A 21,615-nucleotide genomic window follows, 5' to 3' on the forward strand; every position below is an offset into this window, starting at 1 on the left:
GCTAACGGCGCCAGTCCATGGCATTGCCTGCCGCGATTTGAAAAGAAACCCATGACTATCGATCTCTACGGATTCGGCCCGGCGCTCGCCGCTGGCGCGCTGATGACTGTGAAACTGGCACTCTCGGCCTTGTGTCTGGGGCTGGTGCTCGGTTTGCTCGGCGCCTTGGCCAAGACATCCCCGTACAAGCCGTTGCAATGGCTTGGCGGCACTTATTCGACACTGGTTCGCGGCATCCCGGAATTGCTCTGGGTGCTGTTGATCTACTTCGGCACGGTCAACCTGATGCGTGCCCTGGGCGAGTTTTTCGGCAATCCCGATCTCGAACTCAATGCCTTCGCCGCCGGCGTGATCGCGCTGGGCCTGTGCTTTGGCGCCTACGCCACCGAAGTGTTTCGCGGCGCGATCCTGGCGATTCCCAAAGGTCACCGTGAAGCCGGCGTGGCGTTGGGCCTGTCGAAATTCCGCATCTTTACCAAACTGATCATGCCGCAGATGTGGCGCATCGCCCTGCCGGGCCTTGGCAACCTGTTCATGATTCTGATGAAAGACACCGCGCTGGTGTCGGTCATCGGCCTGGAAGAAATCATGCGCCACGCGCAAATCGGCGTGACCGTGTCCAAGCAACCGTTCACCTTCTATATGGTGGCCGCGTTCATGTACCTGGGCCTGACCGTGCTCGCCATGAGCGGCATGCACTTGATGGAACGACGTGCCGCGCGCGGCTTCGCGAGGAGCACCCAATGAACTGGGAAGTCATCATCAAGTGGCTGCCGAAACTGGCCCAAGGCGCAACGCTGACCCTGGAACTGGTGGCCATCGCCGTGATCGCCGGTTTGCTGCTGGCGATTCCGTTGGGCATCGCGCGTTCGTCGCGGCTCTGGTACGTGCGGGCATTTCCCTACGGCTACATCTTCTTTTTCCGTGGCACGCCGTTGCTGGTCCAGCTGTTCCTTGTCTATTACGGCCTGGCTCAGTTCGACGCAATTCGTAACAGCCCGATGTGGCCGTACCTGCGCGATCCGTTCTGGTGCGCCACCGCGACCATGACCCTGCACACGGCGGCCTACATCGCCGAGATCCTGCGCGGCGCGATCCAGGCGATTCCGCCGGGTGAAATCGAAGCGGCGCGCGCGTTGGGCATGTCCCGCGCCAAAGCGCTGTTCTACATCATCCTGCCGCGAGCCGCGCGCATCGGCCTGCCGGCCTACAGCAACGAAGTGATCCTGATGCTCAAGGCCAGCGCCCTGGCCAGTACCGTGACCCTGCTGGAGTTGACCGGCATGGCCCGCACCATCATTGCCCGGACCTACCTGCCGGTGGAGATCTTCTTCGCCGCGGGCATGTTCTATCTGTTGATGGCTTACGTACTGGTTCGTGGCTTCAAGCTGCTGGAGCGCTGGTTGCGCGTCGATGCCTGCCAAGGGCGTTGATTCCTCCCGCGTGCTGACGGGCGAGGCCCTGCTCGCCCGCTTCACCGCGCTGGATGCTTTCCTGATCGAGCATCAAGCGCTGTGGAAACCGCGTCCGTTTACTCATCTGCATCTGCCTTGGGAAACGTCCTACCCGGAGTTGGCACTTTGGCTACGGGGACGGTCGCTGGACGACGCAGAACTTGCGCATAACCAACCTTGTTTGCTGCATGCGCCGGAGCCGTTTGCTTCATTGGCGGCGTTGTCCCTTGAATTGAGTTCTGTGGGTGAATTACCGGCGCATTCGCTGCAAGCGGCCGGGCATCGGCTGAACGTCGATGTACCGGGACGCAAGTGGCAACAAATCGAGGCGTTCGCCAGTCGCCTGTCGTTTGCGGCAGCGCCGAAGCATTGGCTGGATTGGTGTTCGGGCAAGGGCCACTTGGGTCGGCGTTTGCTGCACACCGGGCAACAACTGACCTGTCTGGAATACGACCCGGCCCTGGTGGCCAGCGGACAGGCACTCAGCCAGCGTCATCAATTGCGGGCGCTGCACGTCGAACAGGATGTGCTCGCGCCTGACACCGCGAATTTATTGACTGTTGATCACACACCGGTGGCGCTGCACGCCTGCGGTGATTTGCATGTGCGGTTGATCCAGCTCGCCAGCGCGGCGGGGTGCAAACAATTGGCCATCGCGCCGTGCTGTTATAACCGGATCAATCTTCCGGCCTATCAGCCGCTTTCCTCGGTCGGTTTGCGATCCGACCTACAGCTGTCCCTCGACGATCTCGCCCTGCCCATGAGCGAAACCGTCACCGCTGGCGCTCGCGTACGACGTCAACGCGACACCTCCATGGCCCGGCGCCTGGGTTTCGACGTGCTGCAACGGCAATTGCGCGGCGTCGATGAATACCTGCCCACCCCTTCCCTGCCGAGTGCCTGGCTGGACAAGTCCTTCGCCGAGTACTGCCATCATCTGGCCGCACTGAAAGACTTATCCACAGTCGGTTCGCAAGATTGGTCCGCTGTCGAAGCTGCTGGATGGCAACGCTTGGCGCACGTGCGCAATCTGGAGCTGCTGCGCGGACTTTTCCGACGTCCGTTGGAGCTTTGGCTGGTCCTCGATCGCGCCCTTTTCCTTGCCGATCAGGGTTACACCGTTCGCCTCGGGACCTTCTGCGAAACCCCGCTGACGCCGCGTAATGTCCTGCTCTTGGCGGAACGCCCATAAAAGCCACAGCCTGTGGATAACTCTGTTGATGAAATTATCATGGATCCAATATCTACGGCTGTTTCAGAGGTGAAACGCAACTGTTCATTTTTCGTACACTCACGAAAAAATCCAGAAAAACAGGGATTTGCGCACCAATGAGAACAGGTCCACAAAAACACCGGTGAGCGCAGAATGCCACCGCCGCCGTTGTGCATAAGCATTCAATGCAAAGGACATAAGCGCCTAAACCCGGACCTCACGCGGGGAAAATTGCACCGCCTCCCGACTCTTGTTATACAAACACGCAAGGACGCCGTCAGCGCGACCACGAACAAGAAAATTCGACCGACAGGATGCGACCGTGACGTTCATTTCCTACGCACAGAACTTCGAAGACATACGCCTGTGGCGCGCCCTCAAAACCGTCGAGAACGGCTTCTATATCGACGTCGGCGCCAACGATCCGACCCATGACTCGGTCACCAAAGCGTTCTACGACCACGGCTGGAGCGGCATCAACGTCGAACCGATGCCCAACTACTACGAAGCCCTGTGCCAGCAGCGTCCCAAAGACACCAACCTGCAATGCGTGGCCGGCGAAAGCGCCGACAGCCTGACCTTCTATGGCATCGCCGGCACCGGCCTCTCGACCGTCGACCCGGCCATGGCGCAAATGCACAAAGACGCCGGCATGGACGTGCGCAGCCAAACCGTCCAGTCCCGCACCCTGACGTCCATCTGCGAAGAACACGCCCAGGGCCGCCCGATCCACTTCCTGAAAATCGACGTCGAAGGCCACGAAGAAACCGTCCTGCGCGGCATGGACTTCACCCGGTGGCGGCCATGGGTCATCCTCATCGAAACCCCGTGGGACCGCGACCAGACCTGGGAAACCCTCGTCACCGGCGCCGGCTACCACTCCATCCTGTTCGACGGCATCAACACCTACTACCTCGCCGAAGAACACCTGAACCTCAAACCCGCCTTCGACATCCCGCCGTGCAACCTGGATGAATTCCAGTTCTGCAAAGGCCACAACTTCAGCCACCCCATCGGCGATGCCGAACAGCAACTCGCCACCGCCCTGCAACGCGCCGAACAGGCCGAAGCACAGCTGCGCGCAATGCAAAACAGCCGCACCTGGCAAGCCATCCAGAAACTCAAGAAAACCCTGCTACGCGCCTGACCTGACGCCTGCGCAAAAATAGTCTGAATTCAGGGGTTTACAGAACCAACCCAATCGCTATAATCGTCGCCCAACACGCCGGTATAGCTCAGTTGGTAGAGCAACTGACTTGTAATCAGTAGGTCCCGGGTTCGACTCCTGGTGCCGGCACCATACGCAATATCGAAAAAGGCTCACCGAAAGGTGGGCCTTTTTCGTTTGTGGGTCTTACGCTCGCCCCTTTCGCTGAAGGATGGCGAACCGACGCATCCAATTCTGGTACCGCGCATCTACATCCCTCCCCGAAACGATGAGCGGTTACGGTCGAAAAGCTGTGAGACGGCATAATGACAGCAGTGCTTATGCACAACCCTCTCCGCCGTTGCGAGCCGCTTTGTAATGAACACCGAACGACGTTACTCGATCATCTTGGAGCGCAGCGCCGAGGTGCTGCTTGAACATGCACCCATGTCACAGATAGAGGCATTTTGGGACGCCAACGATACCCGCTACTTCGGGTTGCGCATGGAGGACGAGCACAGTGCACACGCACGAGTGATTGTTACGGACGAAGTCCCCGACGACGAAGATGTGGCGCTTTTCTGACTGTAGCGAATGGAATCACTCGCCTCCTACGAGAGGAGAGGGGCGCCAAATGATTTTCAGATCTATTGCCGACACCACAAAACAAAGCCCTCGTAGAAATACGGGGGCTTTGTTGTTTCTGGGTTCTGGATTTTTATACACCGGCCATCAATCACTCAAACTCCGTAGAAACCGAAAAATGCTCCCAAGCATCAATCTCCCCCTGCAACCGCGCAATCTTTTCACGCACCAACCTCACCGCATCCTTACCCAGCAACAGATGAACCGGCGGCTTTTCAGCGGCGACCAAGGTCATCAACGCCTGCGCAGCTTTGTGCGGATCACCAGCCTGCTTGCCACTCTTCTCTTCCCGCGCCTTGCGCACCGAATCGAACACCGGGTCATAGTCACTCAAGGTGCGGCCGGATCGGATCATCGAGCGCCCCGCCCATTCGGTGCGAAATGAGCCAGGTGCCACGGCGGTCACGTGGATGCCCAGGCTTTCGACTTCTTTGGCCAGCGCTTCGCTGATGCCTTCAAGGGCGAATTTGCTGCCGCTGTAGTAAGCGATGCCCGGTAAGGTGATGAAGCCGGCCATGGAGGTGATGTTGACGATATGCCCGCTGCGCCGTTCACGCATGCCGGGCAGGACTGCTTTGATCATTGCCACCGCGCCAAACACGTTGACGTCGAACTGGCGCTGCATTTCAGTCAGCGGCGATTCCTCGAGAATGCCTTCGTGCCCATAGCCGGCGTTGTTCACCAGCACGTCGATCTGCCCCACCTCGCGCAGGATGTCAGCCACCAGTGGTTCGACGGCTGGGAAATCGGTGACGTCGAGCACGAACGCTTTAGCGCGATGGGCGTCCAGCGCGTCGAACGCGGCGCACTCGGATTCGCGCCGCACCGTGCCAACCACCGTGTGTCCCGCCGCCAGCGCTGCTTGCGAAAAGGCCAGGCCGAGACCTGAACTGACGCCGGTGATCAGGAAAACCTTGTGAGCGTGGGTGTTCATGCTGCGTTCTCCAATAAAAACGCCGTCGATAGTGATCGACGGCGCTGTGGACAAGTCAACGAGGTCTTAGTGACCGGCGCTCTGACCGCCATCGACGTGCAGGATTTCGCCAGTGACGAAGTTGGCGCTATCCAGATAAACAACCGCCTGAGCAATGTCACCGATCTCACCCATATGCCCAACCGGGTGCAGATTCCCCAGCGCTTCATGCGTTTCCTCACCATGCATCGGCGTCTTGATGATGCCTGGCGAAACCGCATTCACCCGAATCCCGCGCTTGGCGTACTCAATCGCCAGGGACTTGGTCGCCGCGTTCAAGCCACCTTTGGTCAGCGAAGCCAACACCGATGGCACACCATCAACCGCGTGGTCCGTCAGACTGGTGGTGATGTTGACCACATGGCCTTTGCCTTGTTTTTCCATCTCGTTGATCGCGAGTTGGGTGATGTAGAAGAAGCCGTTCAGGTTCACCGACAACACATTGGCGTAGTCTTCAGCGGTGTATGCGGTGAACGGTTTGGCGATAAAGATCCCGGCGTTGTTGACCAACGTATCGATGCGGCCAAAACGTGCGATCGCTTCACGGATCACTTGCTGCGCAACCGCCGGGTCGCCGATGTCGCCCGCCACGGTGAGGATGTCCGGGTCGGTGGACGGTTTGATCGAACGCGAAGTGGCGACAACCTTGTAATCCAGGTCACGGAACGCTTTGACCATGCCTGCGCCGAGGCCTTGGGACGCGCCGGTAATGACGATGACTTTTTTCGAATTGCTCATGATGAACCTCTGCTAATTAAAAAATGATTTAAAAAAGTAAGTAATCAGGCTTCGGCGGGGGCCTTGGCCATTTGTCTCAGCATTTGTTCGTAGTACTCGACCGACTGCGAACCGGACACCAGGTGACGACCGTTGAGGATCATGGCCGGGACCGAGTTGATCCCGTGCTGGCGGTAGAACGCCTCAAGCTCGCGCACTTCTTTTGCGAACGCTCCGGAGGCCAACACCTCTTGCGCAGCGGCCACATCCAGTCCCGCTTCCCCGGCCAGACGAGCCAGGGTTTCGCGGTTGCTCGGGTTCTGGCCGTCAGTGAAGTAAGCGCGCAACAGGATCTTCTTCAGCTCGATCTGCCGCCCTTCCTGCAACGCCCACAACAGCAATCGGTGCGCATCAAACGTGTTGTAGAAGTGCGTGCGCTTCTCCAGATCGAAGGTGAAACCGATGGCCTCGCCACGAGCGATTTGCATCGCTTTGCCGGCGGCAACGTCTGCGGCGGTGCGTCCATATTTGCGCATCAAATGCTCAACCGCTTTTTCGCCGACTGCCGGCATGTCCGGGTTCAGTTCGAAAGGCTTGTAGGTCAGCTCCACCGAAATCTCACCGGCCACGTTCTCGATCGCTTGCTCCAGCGCCGTCGCACCCAATGCACACCACGGGCACACCACGTCGGAGATGAAGTCGATGGAGACGGACGCGGTCATGACTTGCCCTCCGCCTCAGCCAGTTGCTTTCGATACTTTGTGGTGGTGATGCCGGCGTAGCCCCAGTTATCCGTGTCGACTTCTTCGATCACGATGTGGGTCAGGTGCGGATCCTTTTTGAGGACGCGTTCCAGGGTTTCTGTGATTTCGGCGATCACCTGAGCTTTCTGCTCTGAGGTAACGCCATCGCGGGTAATGCGAACGCTGACAAAAGGCATGAGGGAATCTCCAAGTGACCTGCCCTTCGGAATGAATGGGTAGGCGTTGGAGCTCAATGTAGGGCGTTAGCTGGAGGGGAAAAAGGTGGGGGCGGGAACATCATTAGTTACTTGGTGTAATTAGTAAGATATCGCAGGTGTCCGATTTTGCAGTAGGACCCAGCCGCTTCTGATGTAGTCCGCCTTTTGACGTGTCGCTTTTTTTCACTTTCAGCGACACGTTATTAGAACGTGTCGCTGGAGACGACATGTGCGCGTCGATGTGTTCCTTCGTTTAACTGTTGCTCAGCCATAAAAATCACTAAACCGCCCTCCACGCCACCACCTAGCCACGATTGCGCAGTCGTCCCTCTCAAGCTACCTTCAGGTCGTCGCTGCCAATTCAGCGACCGGGCCTGAGAACCCGAGTAAGATACAGGCGCACAAGCGCCCATAATCACGATTGTTGGCGTTTTTTTGTGCCTGCATTTCCGTGTAATGGCGGCTGTGCGTGGGAGACCTTCGGGTCTGCCGGGTTCCTGTATCTCCGGTTTCTCAGCCCGCGCACAGCTGCCACCCATTCGCCTGAGAACGAACGTGGTAGCTCAAACTTTGATTCAGGAGTTTTTGCTAATGCCCGCTACCGGTCCGTCCAAAATTTGCGCTACCGCTCCACCGGTCATCCTCCACCACCGCCCAAACACCGGAGGTGCCCAATGACCAACCCTCAAGACCTCAAAACCATCGGCCTCACCCCTTTCTCCTACCACGCCAACGAACCGCTCTTCCGCATCAACGCCGGCGTCCCGGTCATTGCAGCCCTCTCCCACGCCTCCGATCTGCTCCACGTCGCCAAGCTTCTCGCATCCGATGCCGCGATGGTTCGCGATACCGACCGGCATGCCTGGGCGTCTCATTATTTGCAGGATATGAGTAAGGCGATCATTGATGATGTGGTGAAGGTGCTAGCCGCGCCGTGTAACAACCGAACCAGTAACGTCGCGCCATAAACAAATCGCACGCATGAAAAAGCCCCGAATCAATCGGGGCTTTTGCGTAAGTCGGTCATCTACCCACTGGCTGATTCAGGTGATATCGATCACTCACGCCACTGTCGATCGGTTCTTCCCCCCGCATCGACTGAGCCACCGCTTCGGTAATGGCGTCCCAAATGTCCGGCCTTGTCAGCACCGGCATTTCCTTTGCCAGTACGTTGCTCAGCTTCCCTTCGTTCTGCTCAATGGATCGCAGGAGTCGGTCAGCCTGTTGATCCGGCATTTCAACGATTTCCTTGATCGCCTGCCTGGCCCTTATGTGGCTGCGTAAATACCGCGACTCTTCACGCATCTGTTCGGTGATCGTGCGGCGGATGACGTTCGAGATGAACACGACGTGTGGCCCCAGGTTTGGATATCGCCACACCGGGCGTGCCTGTTCCTGCCCCGTGAATTCAATGTTCGAGACCACGCCGTCAGGGTATTGCGTGCGAGTACTGGCGAACGTTACCTGGTCTCGTATGCCCTGCATGAGCGGTTTTGAAACCTGATCCAGCACGCTGTCATACAGGCGCCGCTCGGCCGAGTCGTCGGTGATAACCGCTGAAATCGGGAGAATCACCGGATCTGGAATGGCTCCATCACGACGCAAAATGTCGTTGATCAGGAAGCGATGGACCCGGCCGTTGCCATCAGCCAGCGGATGGATATAGACGAAAGCAAACGCCGCCACAGCGCTGCGCATGACCGGGGATTGCCCTTGAGTGCGATTCAGAAAGACGCGAATCCCTTCTAACATCCGCTCCAGATCACTTTCCGGTGGCGCGACATAATGGACGATCTCCTGATAGCGAACCGTCTCTCCAACAAACACCGGCGATTGCCGAATTCCCAGGCGGGTCAGGGTGGTCACTGCGCCAAGGATCTCTTCCTGCATCTCAGCCAGTGCCGCATCGGTGAGCGGCAATTCGCCCTGACCGGTTCGTCGCGCCAACACATCTGCAAATCGCTGGATACGCGTAGAGCGATCCGCCTCCCCTTCAATGGCGAAACTGGCTTTGCTTTCCCGCAGCGTCATCCATGCCGCGGCGCGCAGCAGAAGCGCCTCGCCAAATTCTGCGGTCAGTTGACCAAAGAGGTGAGGCACATCGAGGTCCGCTGCTGACTGGACTGCTGCTGTCTTGACGACGACTGGGCAGAAGTAGCGCGTGCCTGGCAGGTTGTCAGTCACTCGCCAACGCGGCACTTTCACCGCCTCTTCGGGTGACGCCGCCACCATCAGATCGGCGTTGATGGCGTCGACATACTTACCGCCTATGGGCTCGGGTGCTTGCAATTGCTCGCCGGTGAGCCACTCAAACAGGAACGCTGCCCGGCGTGCATATTGGCCAGTGGGCTCAACATTTAACCAGTCTTGCACCGGTGCCGGACCCACCTTGGTAAACAGCCGACTCAAGAATTCAAGGTTCGGGACTTCATGCCGCAGATGAAATTGCAGATGGGATGAGAGGTCCGGATCGGGGCGCATATTCTCCGTATACGTCTCAAGACGAAACCCGTCTTCGACTTGAGTTAACCGCCGGCTACCCACCTGACTCAACACGGGTAGCCGCGCCATCGGCAGCACGCCGAATGTCGTCGCTAGCCAGGCAGCACCGATGGGGTCTACGGGAAACTCGCTCACGGTCACACTCCTTTGAACAGCTCGGCTGAAATCAAAAATGCCTACAAATGGAGAGTAACGATCAAAATCAGGTTTTGCTGCATAAAAACGATTATTTTTTGATGGGTTTGCATAAAAACGAACATTTCAGACGCGTCAGATTGATCCGGCCCTGACCCTAAACGCATAAAAACGAGTTTCGGTGCTCAAAAACGATCATAAATCCGTACTTTTGCATAAAAACGTTTCGAGACCGGCCGCCTTTCGAAGTCCCAGCAGCACGAAACCCGCACTGACAACCCCGTTCCCACCCCAAAAAAAATGCCCAAACCTCCCGGTCCGAGCATTCTTTGACCCCGATCACCCACCCTCCCCCAGAAACCCGCGATCCTGCGCAACCCTCCAACCATCGGACGCCAGCATCAATTCGCTACTAAACTCGGGACAAGCGGGTTCAGGTGCAGGATTATAGCCAGCACGTATCGCCCAACCGACGGCCAGGTACTCAACAATAGCCAGCCCACTTTAGAGGGCATTACCCAATGGATAGCAGAACCCTACGCAACTTGATGCGCATTGTGCAGACCGGCTCATTGTCGGCGGCGGCAGAGCATTCCTGTTTAACGGTGCAGGCATTGGCTGCGCAGTTGAACAAGGTCGAAGAGCAGTTTGGTTTTCGGTTGTTTCGTCGCTCCAACAAGGGGTTGACCCTGACCACGCAGGGCACGGAACTCACGCCTTTCATGGACAAGGTGTTAGTGGCCACGCGACAACTCGAAGAAAAAGTCGCGGCGTTGAAAGAGCCTGGGCAGCGCACGCTCAGGGTGGCGCTGAACACGACGCTTTCGTCTGACTTCAATCGGCGAATGATCGGACGCCTGATTGAGGTGTTTCCCGACTATCAGCTGGAATTCAGCTACGCCGAGTCGATGGAAAATCTCAGCAAGCTGAAGAACGAAGACTTCGACCTGGCGGTGTTGATCGGCCCGCAGCAGCCGGGATTACCGAGCATTATCCTGCCCGAGGTTCAGGTGCAGGTGGTCGGTGCCCATTGCGGCCAGGAACATGATCCGCTGGTCATGCTCGGCAACAAGTTTCAGGTGCGTCCGGCTGACGATTGTCCGTATTCCCACAGCTTCCTGCGCTTTCTCGACGCCGGTCTTGGCAATTACGAGTCGAACAAGCGGATAGTCTACTCCTGCAGTGAAACGCTGACGCTGTCGCTGATCACGCAAATGGATGGCCTCGGCATGGTGTCCCGCGATGCGGCCCAACGTAACGGCTTGACCATTTTTCCTGGCTTCGAGGATGCCCTCGAAGTGCGGTTGGCGGTCAATAACCCTGAGTTGTCGGGCCAGGCATTGCACGATGTGGTCGACTTGCCGCTACATGAAAGAACCGAGCGCAATGTACGCAGCCGTTCCCACCGCAACGGAGAGAAAGAGGTTTTTGCTGAAGTACGCACATAACAACGTCGGAATCGCGGCATAAAATTCCGGGCGATCGAGCTGCACGTGCTGATCCTTGATCAACAACGGCGTGACGCTGATGGCAGCGACGATCGCCACCGGCAAGTATTCCAGCGCACGGGCGACGAAGGGCGGCCAATGGTCGGTGTTCACTTGTAGCGGCAACGCACGCGGCAGGAAGGTCACGGCCATCATCAGGACGACGACCAGAATCAGGAACGTTTGGTCAGGCATACACCCACCCCGCAGCCCACAAAGGTGGCGATGAATACGTTGAACGGAGAACTGCCGGCCAGACTCAATGCGCCCATGCAGGCGACAGCGGCCAGTGCGGCGATGAGTTTGTTACGCGTATTGCACAGCGACACCAGCACGTAGAGCATCATCGCCGTCAGTGCGTAGTCGAGCTGGTACTTGATCAAGTGCGCCGCGTACTGCGCGCAAATCGCCCCGAGTAAACCGCCGAGCACCCACGACGTGTGGCAATACAGATTGAAGCCGATCAGGTAACGCACATTGACTGGCGCGCCCTTGCCCAGTTTGACGCTGTGGAAGGCGAACGACTCATCGGTCAAACCACCCGCATAACACCAACGCTCAAGACGACTGAGCCCCATGGCCTGCAACGCCTTGGCCATGTAGACCGACATCAGCATGTGCCGCGCGTTGATCAAAAATGTGGTGAGGACAATGGTGGTCAGCGACGCGCCACTGGTAATCAGTGCCAGCGCGGCGAACTGCGAAGCACCGGCGTAGACAAACAGGCACATCGCGACTGGCAACCACACGGGCATCCCGGCATTGACCGCCATCAGGCCGAACACGAACGACACCGTGAAATAACCGGCCACCACCGGGCTGGCTTCTGCAAAGGTGCGCGAACGTTGTTGTGGCCCGACCATCAGCGGCCGGCTGCTGGACGTCTCATTCATAGATCCCTCTCAAATGTTCTTTCGCCACGCGGTTCGCAAAAACCCTGGGCACTCCAAAAACGTTTCCCGGCGAGGTTGGCATCGTCGACAAACAGAAACATGCGCAGCACGCCCACGCGTTTCATGTCCGCCGAAGCCGCTTCAACCAGCCGTTGACCCACGCCTTGGCTGCGATACAACGGGCTCACCGCCAAATGGTTGATCGTGCCACGACTGCCCAGCATGCCGCCGAGCACCGCGCCGACGATTTCGCCGCGGGTGTCCAGCGCGATGAACGCGGTGGTGGTCTTCTGCACCAATACACCACGCAGGCACTTGGCGTCCTGCCATTCGCAGAAAGACACCTCTTCGAATTGCCGGAAGAAGCGCTCCAGGCGCTGGGCATCCTTGGCTGTCGTACGCCTCAACATCACCGGTGCAGGGCACTCGGCGAGGCTGATCGCGGCGTTGTACTGTTCAGCGAACAATGTCGAAAGCGGTCCCGGGCCGCGAGAAGGAAATCGCCAGAATTTGCCGATAGGCCATGGCATGGGAATGGGTGTTGCGCGCCGGCGTGACGTAGTGGCGCATGTCCCGATCCAGGAAGTAAGTGGTGTCGAGAATGTCCGTGTAAGTCGTCGACGCCAGATGCTCTTGTTCATGGGCACTGTACAAGCGGCTTTCCGCGCCCTCCACGTTATTGCGTCCCCAGAAATGCACGCCGCTGAACGGGTAACCGTCGCAGTGAATACCTTCCGGGGTGATCTCCAGTTGCTTGCCTGGTTTGATCTCGATCCGGATCTGGTGAATCTGGCATTGCCAGATTTCGTCGTGCAGTTCCGGCGGCAGAACGTTTTTGTACACTTCGAAATCCGTGTCGATCAGGCTGCGCATCACCGGCGAATGAATGATTTCATCGGAGAAATCCTGGAAGTGCCGGACCATTCCGCCCACGTAGGCGTTGTTGGCCTTGGACTGGACGTAGGCGCGGTGCTCAAGCTGCGTCAGTTCGCGCGTCACCGGGTTGTATTCGAAATCGCTGTAGCGTCGGTACCGATTGCCCGCCTCGGCCTGACCGTAGTAACTGTCGGGCTCCATGTTTTCCCAACTTCTGGTCAATCTGATGAAGTCGGAGAAGTGACCGAACAGATTGAAGTCACTACTTTTGACGTTGACGTATTTGTCGCGCCGTAGCGATTCGCCCACTTCTTTGTTCAAAACGAGCATTTTCAAAATCTCCGTGCATTTAGCAACCTAATCTAGAGAGCACAGGATTTGCGTCCATGAGAAAGAATTTCAGGCATATCAAGCGTTGCTTGAAACGGAGTTTGAAGTTGCTTCAATTTGACGTTTTGCGACTGAAAACAGCGGTTTTTAGCGCTTTTTAACCGTCACCAGGCAAAAAAATCCCCCGAGCCAGTCGAGGGATTTACGATTTTTTTACGCTTAATCGATCATCAGAAGACGTTGATCGGGTAATCCACGAACACACGCAGTTCGTTACCGCTGACGTTGTACTCGCTGGACTTCTGCGACACACGCAGCACCGAACTGCGCAGCTTCACGCTCAGGTCTTTGGCCGGGCCGCTTTGCACGACGTATTTGAACTGGTTGAAGATTTCGCGCTCGGTGCCGCCTTCGCTGGTGGACGTGGTGATGTTGTCACCGCGCACATACGCAACGTTGTACGTCAGACCCGGAACGCCGAACGCGCTGAAGTCCAGGCCGTAGCCCAACTGCCAGCTGCGTTCGTCTTCGGCGTTGAAGTCGGACCAGTAGGAGTTCGCCAGGTAGATGGTGTTGCCACCGTCGCCCACACGCCCTTGGTCTTTCTGGTAGCCGCCGTAGGCGTAGCCGAGGTTGCTGTCGCCCGTGCTGCGCTGGTGCGCGAGGGTGAACGAGTGCGGGCCGGTGACGAAGGTCGCGGCCAGGCTCCAGATCTTGTTGTCGTCGCCGGTGATACCGTTTTCGCGGACGTAGGCATCGTCCAGCTTGGTGCGGTAGCCGTTGAAGTCCAGGGTCAGGGACTGATCCTTGTCGATCGGGAAAATGTAGTTGGCATTCACGTATTGCTTCTTCAACACGTCTTCGACGTCGGAAGCGTACAGCGCGCCTTTGAATTGTTCGGTGAACTGGTAGCTACCGCCCAAGACGTTGATCGACTTCAGGCCACCGCTATCACGACCTTCAGCGCTTTTACGCGATTCGGCGGTGAAACGACCGGCGTCCAGCTGCAGGCCTTTGATCTCTTTGGACGTGATCAAGGTGCCAGTGTAGCTTTCTGGCAGCAGGCGCGAGTTGTCGTAATTCAACACCGGCAGGGCCGGCATCTGGTCGCCGTAGGTCAGCGTGGTGCTGGACAGGCGGAACTTGATCGCGGCGCCACCCTTGGACAGGTCGTCAGCCGGCTGGCCACTGTCGCCCTTTTTGAAGAAATCGATGCCTTGCGCGCCGCTACGGTCTTCGCTGCGCTCCAGATTGAGGGCGTACAGACCGAAAGCGTCGACTCCGACACCCACGGTGCCTTGGGTGAAGCCGGACGAGAACGTGCCGATGGCCGCTTGGCCCCACTCGGATTTATCCGGGTTGCCGTCTTTGTAATCACGATTGATGTAGGCGTTGCGCAACAGCACTTTGAGGCTGCTGTCTTCAACAAAACCCTTGGACTCGGCCTGGTCGTTAGCCATGGCCTGTGTAGCACTCAACATCCCCAGAGCGATCAGGCTGATTCGCTTGTTCAACATTTTGTTTTCCTTATTTCGGGTTGAAACGCGCTGTGTCGAACGGCTGAAACGGCGCTATCGCACTCTTTTTTCACCCCAAAACAAAAAGGTCCGCGCACGAAAAAATCGTGGCGGACCTTTTATTATTTTGTGAGTCGTGGCGGTTAGCCACAGGCGTTGGGCGGGATCCTAGTCGCGCCCATAATGCTGTGTCAATTTGATGAATTGACTATAGATAGACGAAAAACGTCTAAGCGAGCTGAGCCAGCCAGGCCGCAAACGCCTCGGGCTTGCCGAGCCAAGGGCTGACATCGACCAGCGTGAACTGGCCATTTCGCTCAAGCGCCAGTGTCGGAAAACCTTGTCCGCCGACCTTGGCCAACAGGGCGCGACTGTCTTTGATGTGCTGTTCGGTATTGGCACTGTGAAAGGCCGTTTCGAAGGCCAGGGGTTCCAGGCCGATCTCTGCTGCCAATTCAAGCAGCACCGATTGATCGGCGATGCGCCGACCTTCAACGTAATGCGCGGTCTGCAAACGCCCCAACAACTCAATCCCACGCCCGGCAATTTGCTCGGCTGCCAGCACGGCCGCAATTGGCGGAGCGGAATCAAACACCGCCGTTTCATCGCGCAGCAGACCTTCAAAATATGCTTCGCCAAAAGGCTGCCCGCTGTATTCGGCAATGCGTCGATCGTGGGGCATCACGTAATTGCGCAGTTGTGGTGAAACGGCTTTGCGGTTGGCGCCCGTCATCATGCCGCCACCGTGGGCGATTACCGGCAACACGCCTTGGGCTGCTTGCACCAATGGTTTGGCGCCATAGCACCAGCCGCACAACGGGTCATAAATGTAATGAAGGATCATCGAAAGGCTCAGGCAATAAAGTAGGAAAATTCACTGCCGGCAGACTAATCCTCAGGTGGTTGCGGAAAAACGCTGGAATGGCTTTCAGTCTGTTTCGTGGATCGGTCGAATAATGCCGGCCGACCTCTGACCTGGAGTAAGCCTGAAAAAACCATCGCCCATAAAAAAGCGCCGCCATCCCGGCAGCGCTTTATCAATCCTTTGTTTATTCTTCTTATCCTTCCATCACATCCCACAACGCTTCCAGTTCCGCTTCGCTGAACAAGCCAGCGGGGTAGCGCTCGATCATCATCCGGCGCGGATCAGGTTCACTGATCTGACGCGTTCCATTGGACTTGAACCACTGCGCAAGGACCTGGAGCGATTCGCTATTAATTGCCAGGGGATGCAACGCCCGCTCGCTCACTACGTTCACTTCGGCGTTCATTTCAGCGCTCTCTCCTGGTTCGTGAGCGGCTAACTTATCCAAGGTTTATGACAGAACATCGCAGTTCTCCCCCTCCCTGTTTCACGCGGTGACAGATACAAGAGCTGTGCCAATGTGTCTGTGCTGTCGACAAGCGGATACAAAAAAGCCCGCAGTCCATAAGGGCTGCGGGCTTTTCAGGGTGTGGAGAGGGTTAACCGTAGCTCAGCTGATTGTGCAATCGACTCAGGCTGTTACAACCCCACTCACTCCTTGTGCGGCGCGGGTTGCTGTTGAGTAAGGCAGTGAATGTTACCGCCTCCCAGTAACAGTTCCCGGCCTGGCACCATCACCACTTCGTGTTGCGGGAACAGGGTCTGCAAAATTTCCTTTGCCGGCTCGTCCAGCGGGTCATCGAAGCTTGGCGCGATGATGCCGCCGTTGACGATCAGGAAGTTCACGTAGGAACCCGCCAGACGAACGGTCGGATTTCGTTCCTGAGTGCCGTCCACCGGGTCGACGCCCGCGCACTCTTCTTCGGTCGCATACAGCGGACCCGGAATCGGCATCTTGTGCACCGTGAAAGGGCGACCTTTCGCGTCGGTGCTACTTTGCAGGACCTTCATGGCCGCCTGGCAGCGCGGGTAGTTCGGGTCTTGCGGGTCATCGGTCCAGGCCAGCAATACTTCACCCGGGCGCACGTAGCAGCAGAAGTTATCCACATGGCCGTCGGTTTCGTCGTTGAACAAACCGTCCGGCAACCAGATGATTTTATCCACAGCCAGATTCGCGCTGAGCACTGCTTCGATCTCTGCACGATCAAGGTGCGGATTGCGATTGCGGTTGAGCAGGCATTCTTCGGTGGTGATCAGGGTGCCTTCGCCATCGACGTGAATCGAACCGCCTTCGAGCACGAAGCCCTCGGTGCGGTAACGCTGGCTGCGCTCGATCTCGAGGATCTTGCCGCCGACCTGCGAGTCACGGTTCCATGGCGAATACAGGCCACCGTCGAAACCGCCCCACGAGTTGAAGTCCCAGTTCACGCCACGGACTTCGCCACGGTTGTTGATGACGAATGTCGGACCGGTGTCGCGCACCCACGCGTCATCGCTGGACATTTCCACCACACGAATATTCGGCACATCGAGGCGGGCGCGGGCGTTTTCGTACTGGCCTGCGGAAACCGCGACGGTCACCGGTTCGAAACGTGCGATGGCTTTGGCCACCGCCACGTGTGCGGCTTGCGCCGGTTTGCCACCCAGGCGCCAGTTGTCCGGGCGCTCGGGCCAAATCATCCAGGTCTGGGTTTGTGGCGCCCATTCGGCCGGCATGTAAAAGCCGTCGGCGCGAGGCGTGGTGTGCAAAGTGGTCATGAGAATCAGGACTCCAGGGAACCGTCGAGAGTTTTCAGTGCGCCGTACAGGTTCGGGCGACGATCACGGAACGAACCCCACGCGCTGCGAATGTGCTCCAGCTCGTCGAGGTCGAAAGTGTGCACAAGAATACCTTCTTCGGTTTTGTTGAGCTCCTGAACTTTTTCGCCGAACTGGTTGGCGATGAAGGAAGAGCCGTAGAAGGTAATGTCGTAGCCGTCCTGCTCTTCGTTGCCGATGCGGTTGCTGGCGATCAGCGGCATCAGGTTGGCGCCGGCATGGCCCTGTTGCACGCGCTGCCAGTGATCACGGGACGAGATGGTCTTGTCGTGCGGTTCGCTGCCGATGGCGGTCGGGTAGAACAGGATTTCCGCGCCTTGCAACGCCATGCTGCGGGCGCACTCCGGGAACCACTGGTCCCAGCAGATGCCCACGCCGATTTTCGCGTAACGGGTGTTCCACACTTTGAAACCGGTATCGCCCGGGTTGAAGTAGTACTTCTCATGGTAACCGGGGCCGTCCGGGATGTGGCTTTTACGATAAATCCCGAGGTTGGAGCCGTCGGCATCGATGATCGCGATGCTGTTGAAGCGCGCACGACCGGCCAATTCGTAGAAGCTGATCGGCAGCACCACTTGCAGCTCTTTGGCGACTTTCTGGAAGTGCTTGATCGCGACGTTGTCTTCAACGGCTGTGGCCAGTTGCAGGTAATCCGCGTTCGGCTTCTGGCAGAAGTATGGGGCTTCGAACAGTTCCTGGATCAGGATGATCTGCGCGCCTTTGGCTGCCGCCTCACGAACCAGCTTCTCGGCGGTTTCGATATTGGCTTCAAGGTCCCAGGAACAGGCCATCTGGGTAGCGGCGACGGTAACGATACGGCTCATGAATCGGCTCCTGAGCAAAGGCTTGGGGTCGACTGTGGCATCGACCCGTGACAGAAATGGGAAGCGCTGGGCATGGATCGTCCACAGCGAGGCAGCGGTGACTTTATAGCCGATAAATATCGGCTTTAGAAGCCACCTACAAACCTTCTGTCATATTTTTTTGCTAAAAAGCAGATATCTATCGAATTAACACGCCTGCAGGGTTATGGGTTTACAGGCCTTCCGCGAGCACCTTCGAGAGCATGTCGACGAAGAAATCCACGCTCTGGCGCGACGTCACCATCGGCGGTTTGATCTTCAGGACGTTAAGGAAATCACCGGTCGGCTGCATGAAAATCCCCAGCTCGCGCAGGCGATCACACAGCGCCGTGGTTTCTTCGGTCGCCGGTTCCAGCGTGTCGCGATTGCGGATCAGCTCGACGCCCAGATAAAACCCGGAACCGTGTACCGCGCCTACCAGCGGATGAATATCGATCAGCGCTTCCAGGCGCTCCTTGAAGTACCCGCCCACCACCTGAGCGTTGTCCCAGAGCTTTTCTTCTTCCATCACATCCAGCACCGCCATGCCGATCTGGCAACTGACCGGACTGCCGCCCGCCGACGAGAAGAAATAACCTTCGGCCTCCAGCGCTTCGGCAATTTCCCGACGGGTGATCACCGCGCCCAACGGCTGACCGTTACCCATGCCTTTGGCCATGGTGATGATGTCCGGGACCACACCCTGCTCTTCAAAACCCCAGAAGAAATGGCCCATGCGCCCGTAACCGACCTGCACTTCATCGGCGATGCATACACCGCCCTGGGCGCGGACCCTGGCGTAGACCTGCTGCAAATAGCCCGGTGGCAACGAGATTCCGCCGGCATTGCCGTACACCGGTTCACAAATGAAACCGGCCAGTTTGCGTCCTTGTGCAGCGACTTTTGCCAGGTTGTGTTCGACGCTGCGCACGTAGTCCGGCGCGCTGTCCGGGCCACGAAATTCCCCGCGATACGTGTTCGGCGCAACGACGGGATGCACCCAGTCCGGGCGGCTGCTCAAGGCCTTGGGGTTGTCGGCAATCGACGTCGACACCGCATCGGCGCCTACCGTCCAGCCGTGATAGGCCTCCAGCACGCTGAGCATGTCGCGCCCGCCGCTGTAGGCCCACGCCAGGCGAATGGCCAGGTCGTTGGCCTCGCTGCCGCTGTTGACCAGGAATACCCGGTCCATGGAGTCCGGCGCCAACTTCAGCAAACGCTCGGAAAACTCGGCGACCGCCGCATAATTGAAACGCGAGTTGGTGTTGAGCAGCGACCACTGACGACCGGCGACCGCCGCCATGCGCGGATGACCATGGCCGAGCACCGCGACGTTGTTGAGCATGTCGAGGTAAGAGCGGCCTTGCATGTCGATGAGGTGGTTGCGCCAGCCGCGCTCAATGCGCGGCGGATCGACGTAATAGTGCTTTTGGGTCCGGGCGAAACTGGCGCTGCGGCGTGCCAGCAGTGTCTGCGAATCCAGTTCTTCTTCAGCGTCACAGGCCAGCCCCAGCAATGCCGCTGGCGACGGGCACAAGGCTTGCCAGGCCAGGGCACGCGATGGCGTGCAAAACAGCGGCGCATTGAACGCCGTGCCTCGGCACAACTGCACGATCAACGGCCCGCTGACCGAGCCCAGTACCTGGCCTTTGACCAGCGCCGCGCCGACGTGCAGCGACGGGGTCACGCCCCACAGTCGTACGCTCAGTTGCGGACCGTCGAGTTGCAGTACACCCGCCGAGGGCTGATGAACCACACCGGCAAACGGCGATTCGACTGCCGTGCCGTGGGGCACTCGCAATTCGACGTGCAACGGGCAGGTGTCCGGCTCGTCCGCCGTGTCTGGCCGGGTTCGCGACAACCGGTATTGTCCATAGCGACTGGCCGCCAGGCCGTGGGTCGCAGCAGCTTCCGTCAGGAGTCGCTGATCGATGCCTTCTTGCTCCCAGTTGCCCGCCTCGAAATGCGGGCTGAGGACGCCCAGATCGATCAGCGCAAACTCGCGCCCCACCAGGCTTGGCAACAACGGTGCAAACCCTTCGCTGCCGATGCTCGGCAGACTCTGGCCAACACACGCCAGGATCGCCGCTTCCATCAGTTCCAGCGGCACCGAGGTGGCCACGCGGAAAATTTCCCACTCATGGGTCAGGTTGTCACGGCTGTATTGGTTGCCCGGATCAATGCTCACTTGCTGCTCGCCACTGAGCACCAGCACCGCCGCACGCGCGACGATCAGTGGCCAGAGCGCCAGCAGCTCTTCACGCTGCAAAGGATTGACCGCGTGATAGGCCTCGATGGCCGGCAAAATGTAGAACGGATCGCCGTTGGCGTGGTGCAGCAGCGCGGCGCACGTCACCGAAAGATCGGTGATGCGCCAGGTGCGGACCAGGTCGCCGAAATCGATCACGCCCTGCAATTGCCACTGGCGTTGCGCATCGCGCTGCCAGACCACGTTGTCGTCCGTGATGTCCATATGAATGGCCTGCACCGGCAACTTGTCCACCAGCGGTTGCAGATGACGCTCGGCGCGTTCGGCGGCCTCGGCGATCAACCGGCGTTGCGCGTCATCCTTGATCACCGGCAGCAGATGACCAATCAATGCGTTGGCGTGACGGGCGTCCCACTGCAACGTGCGCTCAAGGCCCGGATGGTCGAACGCCGCCAAGGCCAGGTCCATTTCGCCGCACAGTTGACCGAAACCCGCCACCACGGCACCCGGCAGGTGATCCAGATGGGTAAGCGACTGACCTTCGATGTAGTCGAGCAGGCGCACGTGCACCGATTGACCCGCGACATCCAGCGTGAGCAGATCAGCACCATTTTTGGCCGGGATCACTCGCGGCACCTTCACGCCGGACTGCTCCCGTAAATGCTTGAGCCCCGCGTGCTGGGCTTGCAGTTCCAGCGCCGAATACTCACCACGGCAGATTTTCAGGACGAAACGCCCCCGGTCGCTGTCGACGCGAAAGTTGAGATCCTGCTGGCTGCCCAGGGTCTGCAACGTTCCGCTCAGTCCGTAATGCCCTTCCAGCAGCTCTAACGCTTGCTGCGCAGACACTTGCGGGCTGGGCAAACTGGCGCGGTGAATCAACGTGGCGAGCGGCATACAACGACCCCTGAAATTTTATTAGGCGCTTATATCGCCACTGCCAGACGCGATACGCAACCCCCTTTTGATCGCCTGACCGGCCCTGACACTCGACATGACCAGTGAACGGGTCAGGAAAAATCAAGTCGTAC

Annotated in this window: 22 protein-coding genes and 1 tRNA gene; 8 read left to right on the plus strand and 15 right to left on the minus strand. The window is 58.3% G+C overall.

The genetic code is table 11. The features are described from left to right. The first annotated feature begins 51 nt into the window (after positions 1–51). From D882_RS0104840 to D882_RS0104865, 6 genes are all read left to right on the plus strand, one after another. A complete protein-coding gene (locus tag D882_RS0104840) occupies positions 52–747 on the plus strand; it encodes an ABC transporter permease (RefSeq protein WP_027922191.1) in 696 nt (231 codons plus the stop codon). Further along, the gene (locus D882_RS0104845; RefSeq protein WP_027922192.1) at positions 744–1,433 is read left to right on the plus strand and encodes an ABC transporter permease; all 690 of its coding nucleotides are present in this window, start codon (positions 744–746) and stop codon (positions 1,431–1,433) included. The genes D882_RS0104840 and D882_RS0104845 overlap by 4 nt, the downstream gene beginning before the upstream one ends. Continuing rightward, positions 1,414–2,646: a methyltransferase gene (locus tag D882_RS0104850; RefSeq protein ID WP_027922193.1), complete on the plus strand. Its 1,233-nt coding sequence runs from the start codon at positions 1,414–1,416 to the stop codon at positions 2,644–2,646. The genes D882_RS0104845 and D882_RS0104850 overlap by 20 nt, the downstream gene beginning before the upstream one ends. A gap of 343 nt (positions 2,647–2,989) precedes the next feature. Further along, positions 2,990–3,814: an FkbM family methyltransferase gene (locus D882_RS0104855; RefSeq protein ID WP_027922194.1), complete on the plus strand. Its 825-nt coding sequence runs from the start codon at positions 2,990–2,992 to the stop codon at positions 3,812–3,814. 77 nt (positions 3,815–3,891) lie between these two features. Further along, a tRNA-Thr gene (locus D882_RS0104860) sits at positions 3,892–3,967 on the plus strand. A gap of 225 nt (positions 3,968–4,192) precedes the next feature. Then, a complete protein-coding gene (locus D882_RS0104865) occupies positions 4,193–4,399 on the plus strand; it encodes a hypothetical protein (RefSeq protein WP_027922195.1) in 207 nt (68 codons plus the stop codon). Positions 4,400–4,550: 151 nt separating this feature from the next. Here D882_RS0104865 and D882_RS0104870 read toward each other — a convergent pair whose 3' ends face one another. The 4 genes from D882_RS0104870 to D882_RS0104885 all read right to left on the minus strand — a co-directional run bounded on the left by D882_RS0104870 (position 4,551) and on the right by D882_RS0104885 (position 7,089). Beyond that, the gene (locus D882_RS0104870; RefSeq protein WP_027922196.1) at positions 4,551–5,393 is read right to left on the minus strand and encodes an oxidoreductase; all 843 of its coding nucleotides are present in this window, start codon (positions 5,391–5,393) and stop codon (positions 4,551–4,553) included. Between the two features lie 66 nt (positions 5,394–5,459). Beyond that, positions 5,460–6,170 carry an SDR family NAD(P)-dependent oxidoreductase gene (locus D882_RS0104875; protein WP_027922197.1) on the minus strand — a complete coding sequence of 237 codons (711 nt, stop codon included), beginning with the start codon at positions 6,168–6,170 and terminating at the stop codon, positions 5,460–5,462. Between the two features lie 44 nt (positions 6,171–6,214). Beyond that, positions 6,215–6,871, minus strand: a complete 657-nt coding sequence (locus D882_RS0104880; RefSeq protein ID WP_027922198.1) for a DsbA family oxidoreductase — start codon at positions 6,869–6,871, stop codon at positions 6,215–6,217. Then, a complete protein-coding gene (locus D882_RS0104885) occupies positions 6,868–7,089 on the minus strand; it encodes a 4-oxalocrotonate tautomerase family protein (RefSeq protein WP_027922199.1) in 222 nt (73 codons plus the stop codon). The genes D882_RS0104880 and D882_RS0104885 overlap by 4 nt, the downstream gene beginning before the upstream one ends. Before the next feature lie 695 nt (positions 7,090–7,784). On the opposite strand from D882_RS0104885, the gene D882_RS0104890 reads away from it, so the two are divergent. After that, on the plus strand, positions 7,785–8,078 hold the full coding sequence (locus tag D882_RS0104890) for a DUF3077 domain-containing protein (RefSeq protein WP_027922200.1): 294 nt from the start codon (positions 7,785–7,787) through the stop codon (positions 8,076–8,078). A 55-nt stretch (positions 8,079–8,133) separates the two neighbouring features. Here D882_RS0104890 and D882_RS0104895 read toward each other — a convergent pair whose 3' ends face one another. Next, positions 8,134–9,747, minus strand: coding sequence for a Fic family protein (locus tag D882_RS0104895; RefSeq protein WP_027922201.1), 1,614 nt, complete (start codon positions 9,745–9,747; stop codon positions 8,134–8,136). Positions 9,748–10,268: 521 nt separating this feature from the next. On the opposite strand from D882_RS0104895, the gene D882_RS0104900 reads away from it, so the two are divergent. After that, entirely contained in the window at positions 10,269–11,195 is a 927-nt protein-coding gene (locus tag D882_RS0104900; RefSeq protein ID WP_027922202.1) for a LysR family transcriptional regulator, read from the plus strand. Here the strand turns inward: D882_RS0104900 and D882_RS1000000131840 are convergent. From D882_RS1000000131840 to D882_RS0104945, 10 genes are all read right to left on the minus strand, one after another. Further along, a complete protein-coding gene (locus D882_RS1000000131840; protein WP_081743912.1) occupies positions 11,112–11,429 on the minus strand; it encodes an AzlD domain-containing protein in 318 nt (105 codons plus the stop codon). The genes D882_RS0104900 and D882_RS1000000131840 overlap by 84 nt on opposite strands. Then, positions 11,408–12,127 carry an AzlC family ABC transporter permease gene (locus D882_RS0104905; RefSeq protein WP_027922203.1) on the minus strand — a complete coding sequence of 240 codons (720 nt, stop codon included), beginning with the start codon at positions 12,125–12,127 and terminating at the stop codon, positions 11,408–11,410. The genes D882_RS1000000131840 and D882_RS0104905 overlap by 22 nt, the downstream gene beginning before the upstream one ends. Then, positions 12,124–12,537, minus strand: coding sequence for a GNAT family N-acetyltransferase (locus tag D882_RS01000000130830; RefSeq protein WP_172825958.1), 414 nt, complete (start codon positions 12,535–12,537; stop codon positions 12,124–12,126). The genes D882_RS0104905 and D882_RS01000000130830 overlap by 4 nt, the downstream gene beginning before the upstream one ends. Positions 12,538–12,583: 46 nt before the next feature. Continuing rightward, complete coding sequence (locus D882_RS0104915; RefSeq protein ID WP_027922205.1) at positions 12,584–13,333, minus strand: 2OG-Fe dioxygenase family protein; 750 nt, start codon at positions 13,331–13,333, stop codon at positions 12,584–12,586. Positions 13,334–13,563: 230 nt separating this feature from the next. After that, on the minus strand, positions 13,564–14,850 hold the full coding sequence (locus tag D882_RS0104920) for an OprD family porin (protein WP_027922206.1): 1,287 nt from the start codon (positions 14,848–14,850) through the stop codon (positions 13,564–13,566). 229 nt (positions 14,851–15,079) lie between these two features. Then, the gene (locus D882_RS01000000130835) at positions 15,080–15,694 is read right to left on the minus strand and encodes a DsbA family protein (protein ID WP_032833436.1); all 615 of its coding nucleotides are present in this window, start codon (positions 15,692–15,694) and stop codon (positions 15,080–15,082) included. 214 nt (positions 15,695–15,908) lie between these two features. Continuing rightward, positions 15,909–16,121: a hypothetical protein gene (locus D882_RS0104930; protein ID WP_027922207.1), complete on the minus strand. Its 213-nt coding sequence runs from the start codon at positions 16,119–16,121 to the stop codon at positions 15,909–15,911. Positions 16,122–16,366: 245 nt separating this feature from the next. After that, a complete protein-coding gene (gene aguA / locus D882_RS0104935; RefSeq protein WP_027922208.1) occupies positions 16,367–17,473 on the minus strand; it encodes an agmatine deiminase in 1,107 nt (368 codons plus the stop codon). A gap of 5 nt (positions 17,474–17,478) precedes the next feature. Then, positions 17,479–18,357, minus strand: a complete 879-nt coding sequence (aguB, locus tag D882_RS0104940) for an N-carbamoylputrescine amidase (RefSeq protein WP_027922209.1) — start codon at positions 18,355–18,357, stop codon at positions 17,479–17,481. 211 nt (positions 18,358–18,568) lie between these two features. Then, complete coding sequence (locus tag D882_RS0104945) at positions 18,569–21,481, minus strand: aminotransferase (RefSeq protein ID WP_027922210.1); 2,913 nt, start codon at positions 21,479–21,481, stop codon at positions 18,569–18,571. Between the last annotated feature and the right edge of the window lie 134 nt (positions 21,482–21,615).

This window comes from Pseudomonas sp. URMO17WK12:I12, assembly GCF_000514395.1.
Taxonomy (GTDB): Bacteria; Pseudomonadota; Gammaproteobacteria; order Pseudomonadales; family Pseudomonadaceae; genus Aquipseudomonas; species Aquipseudomonas mucoides.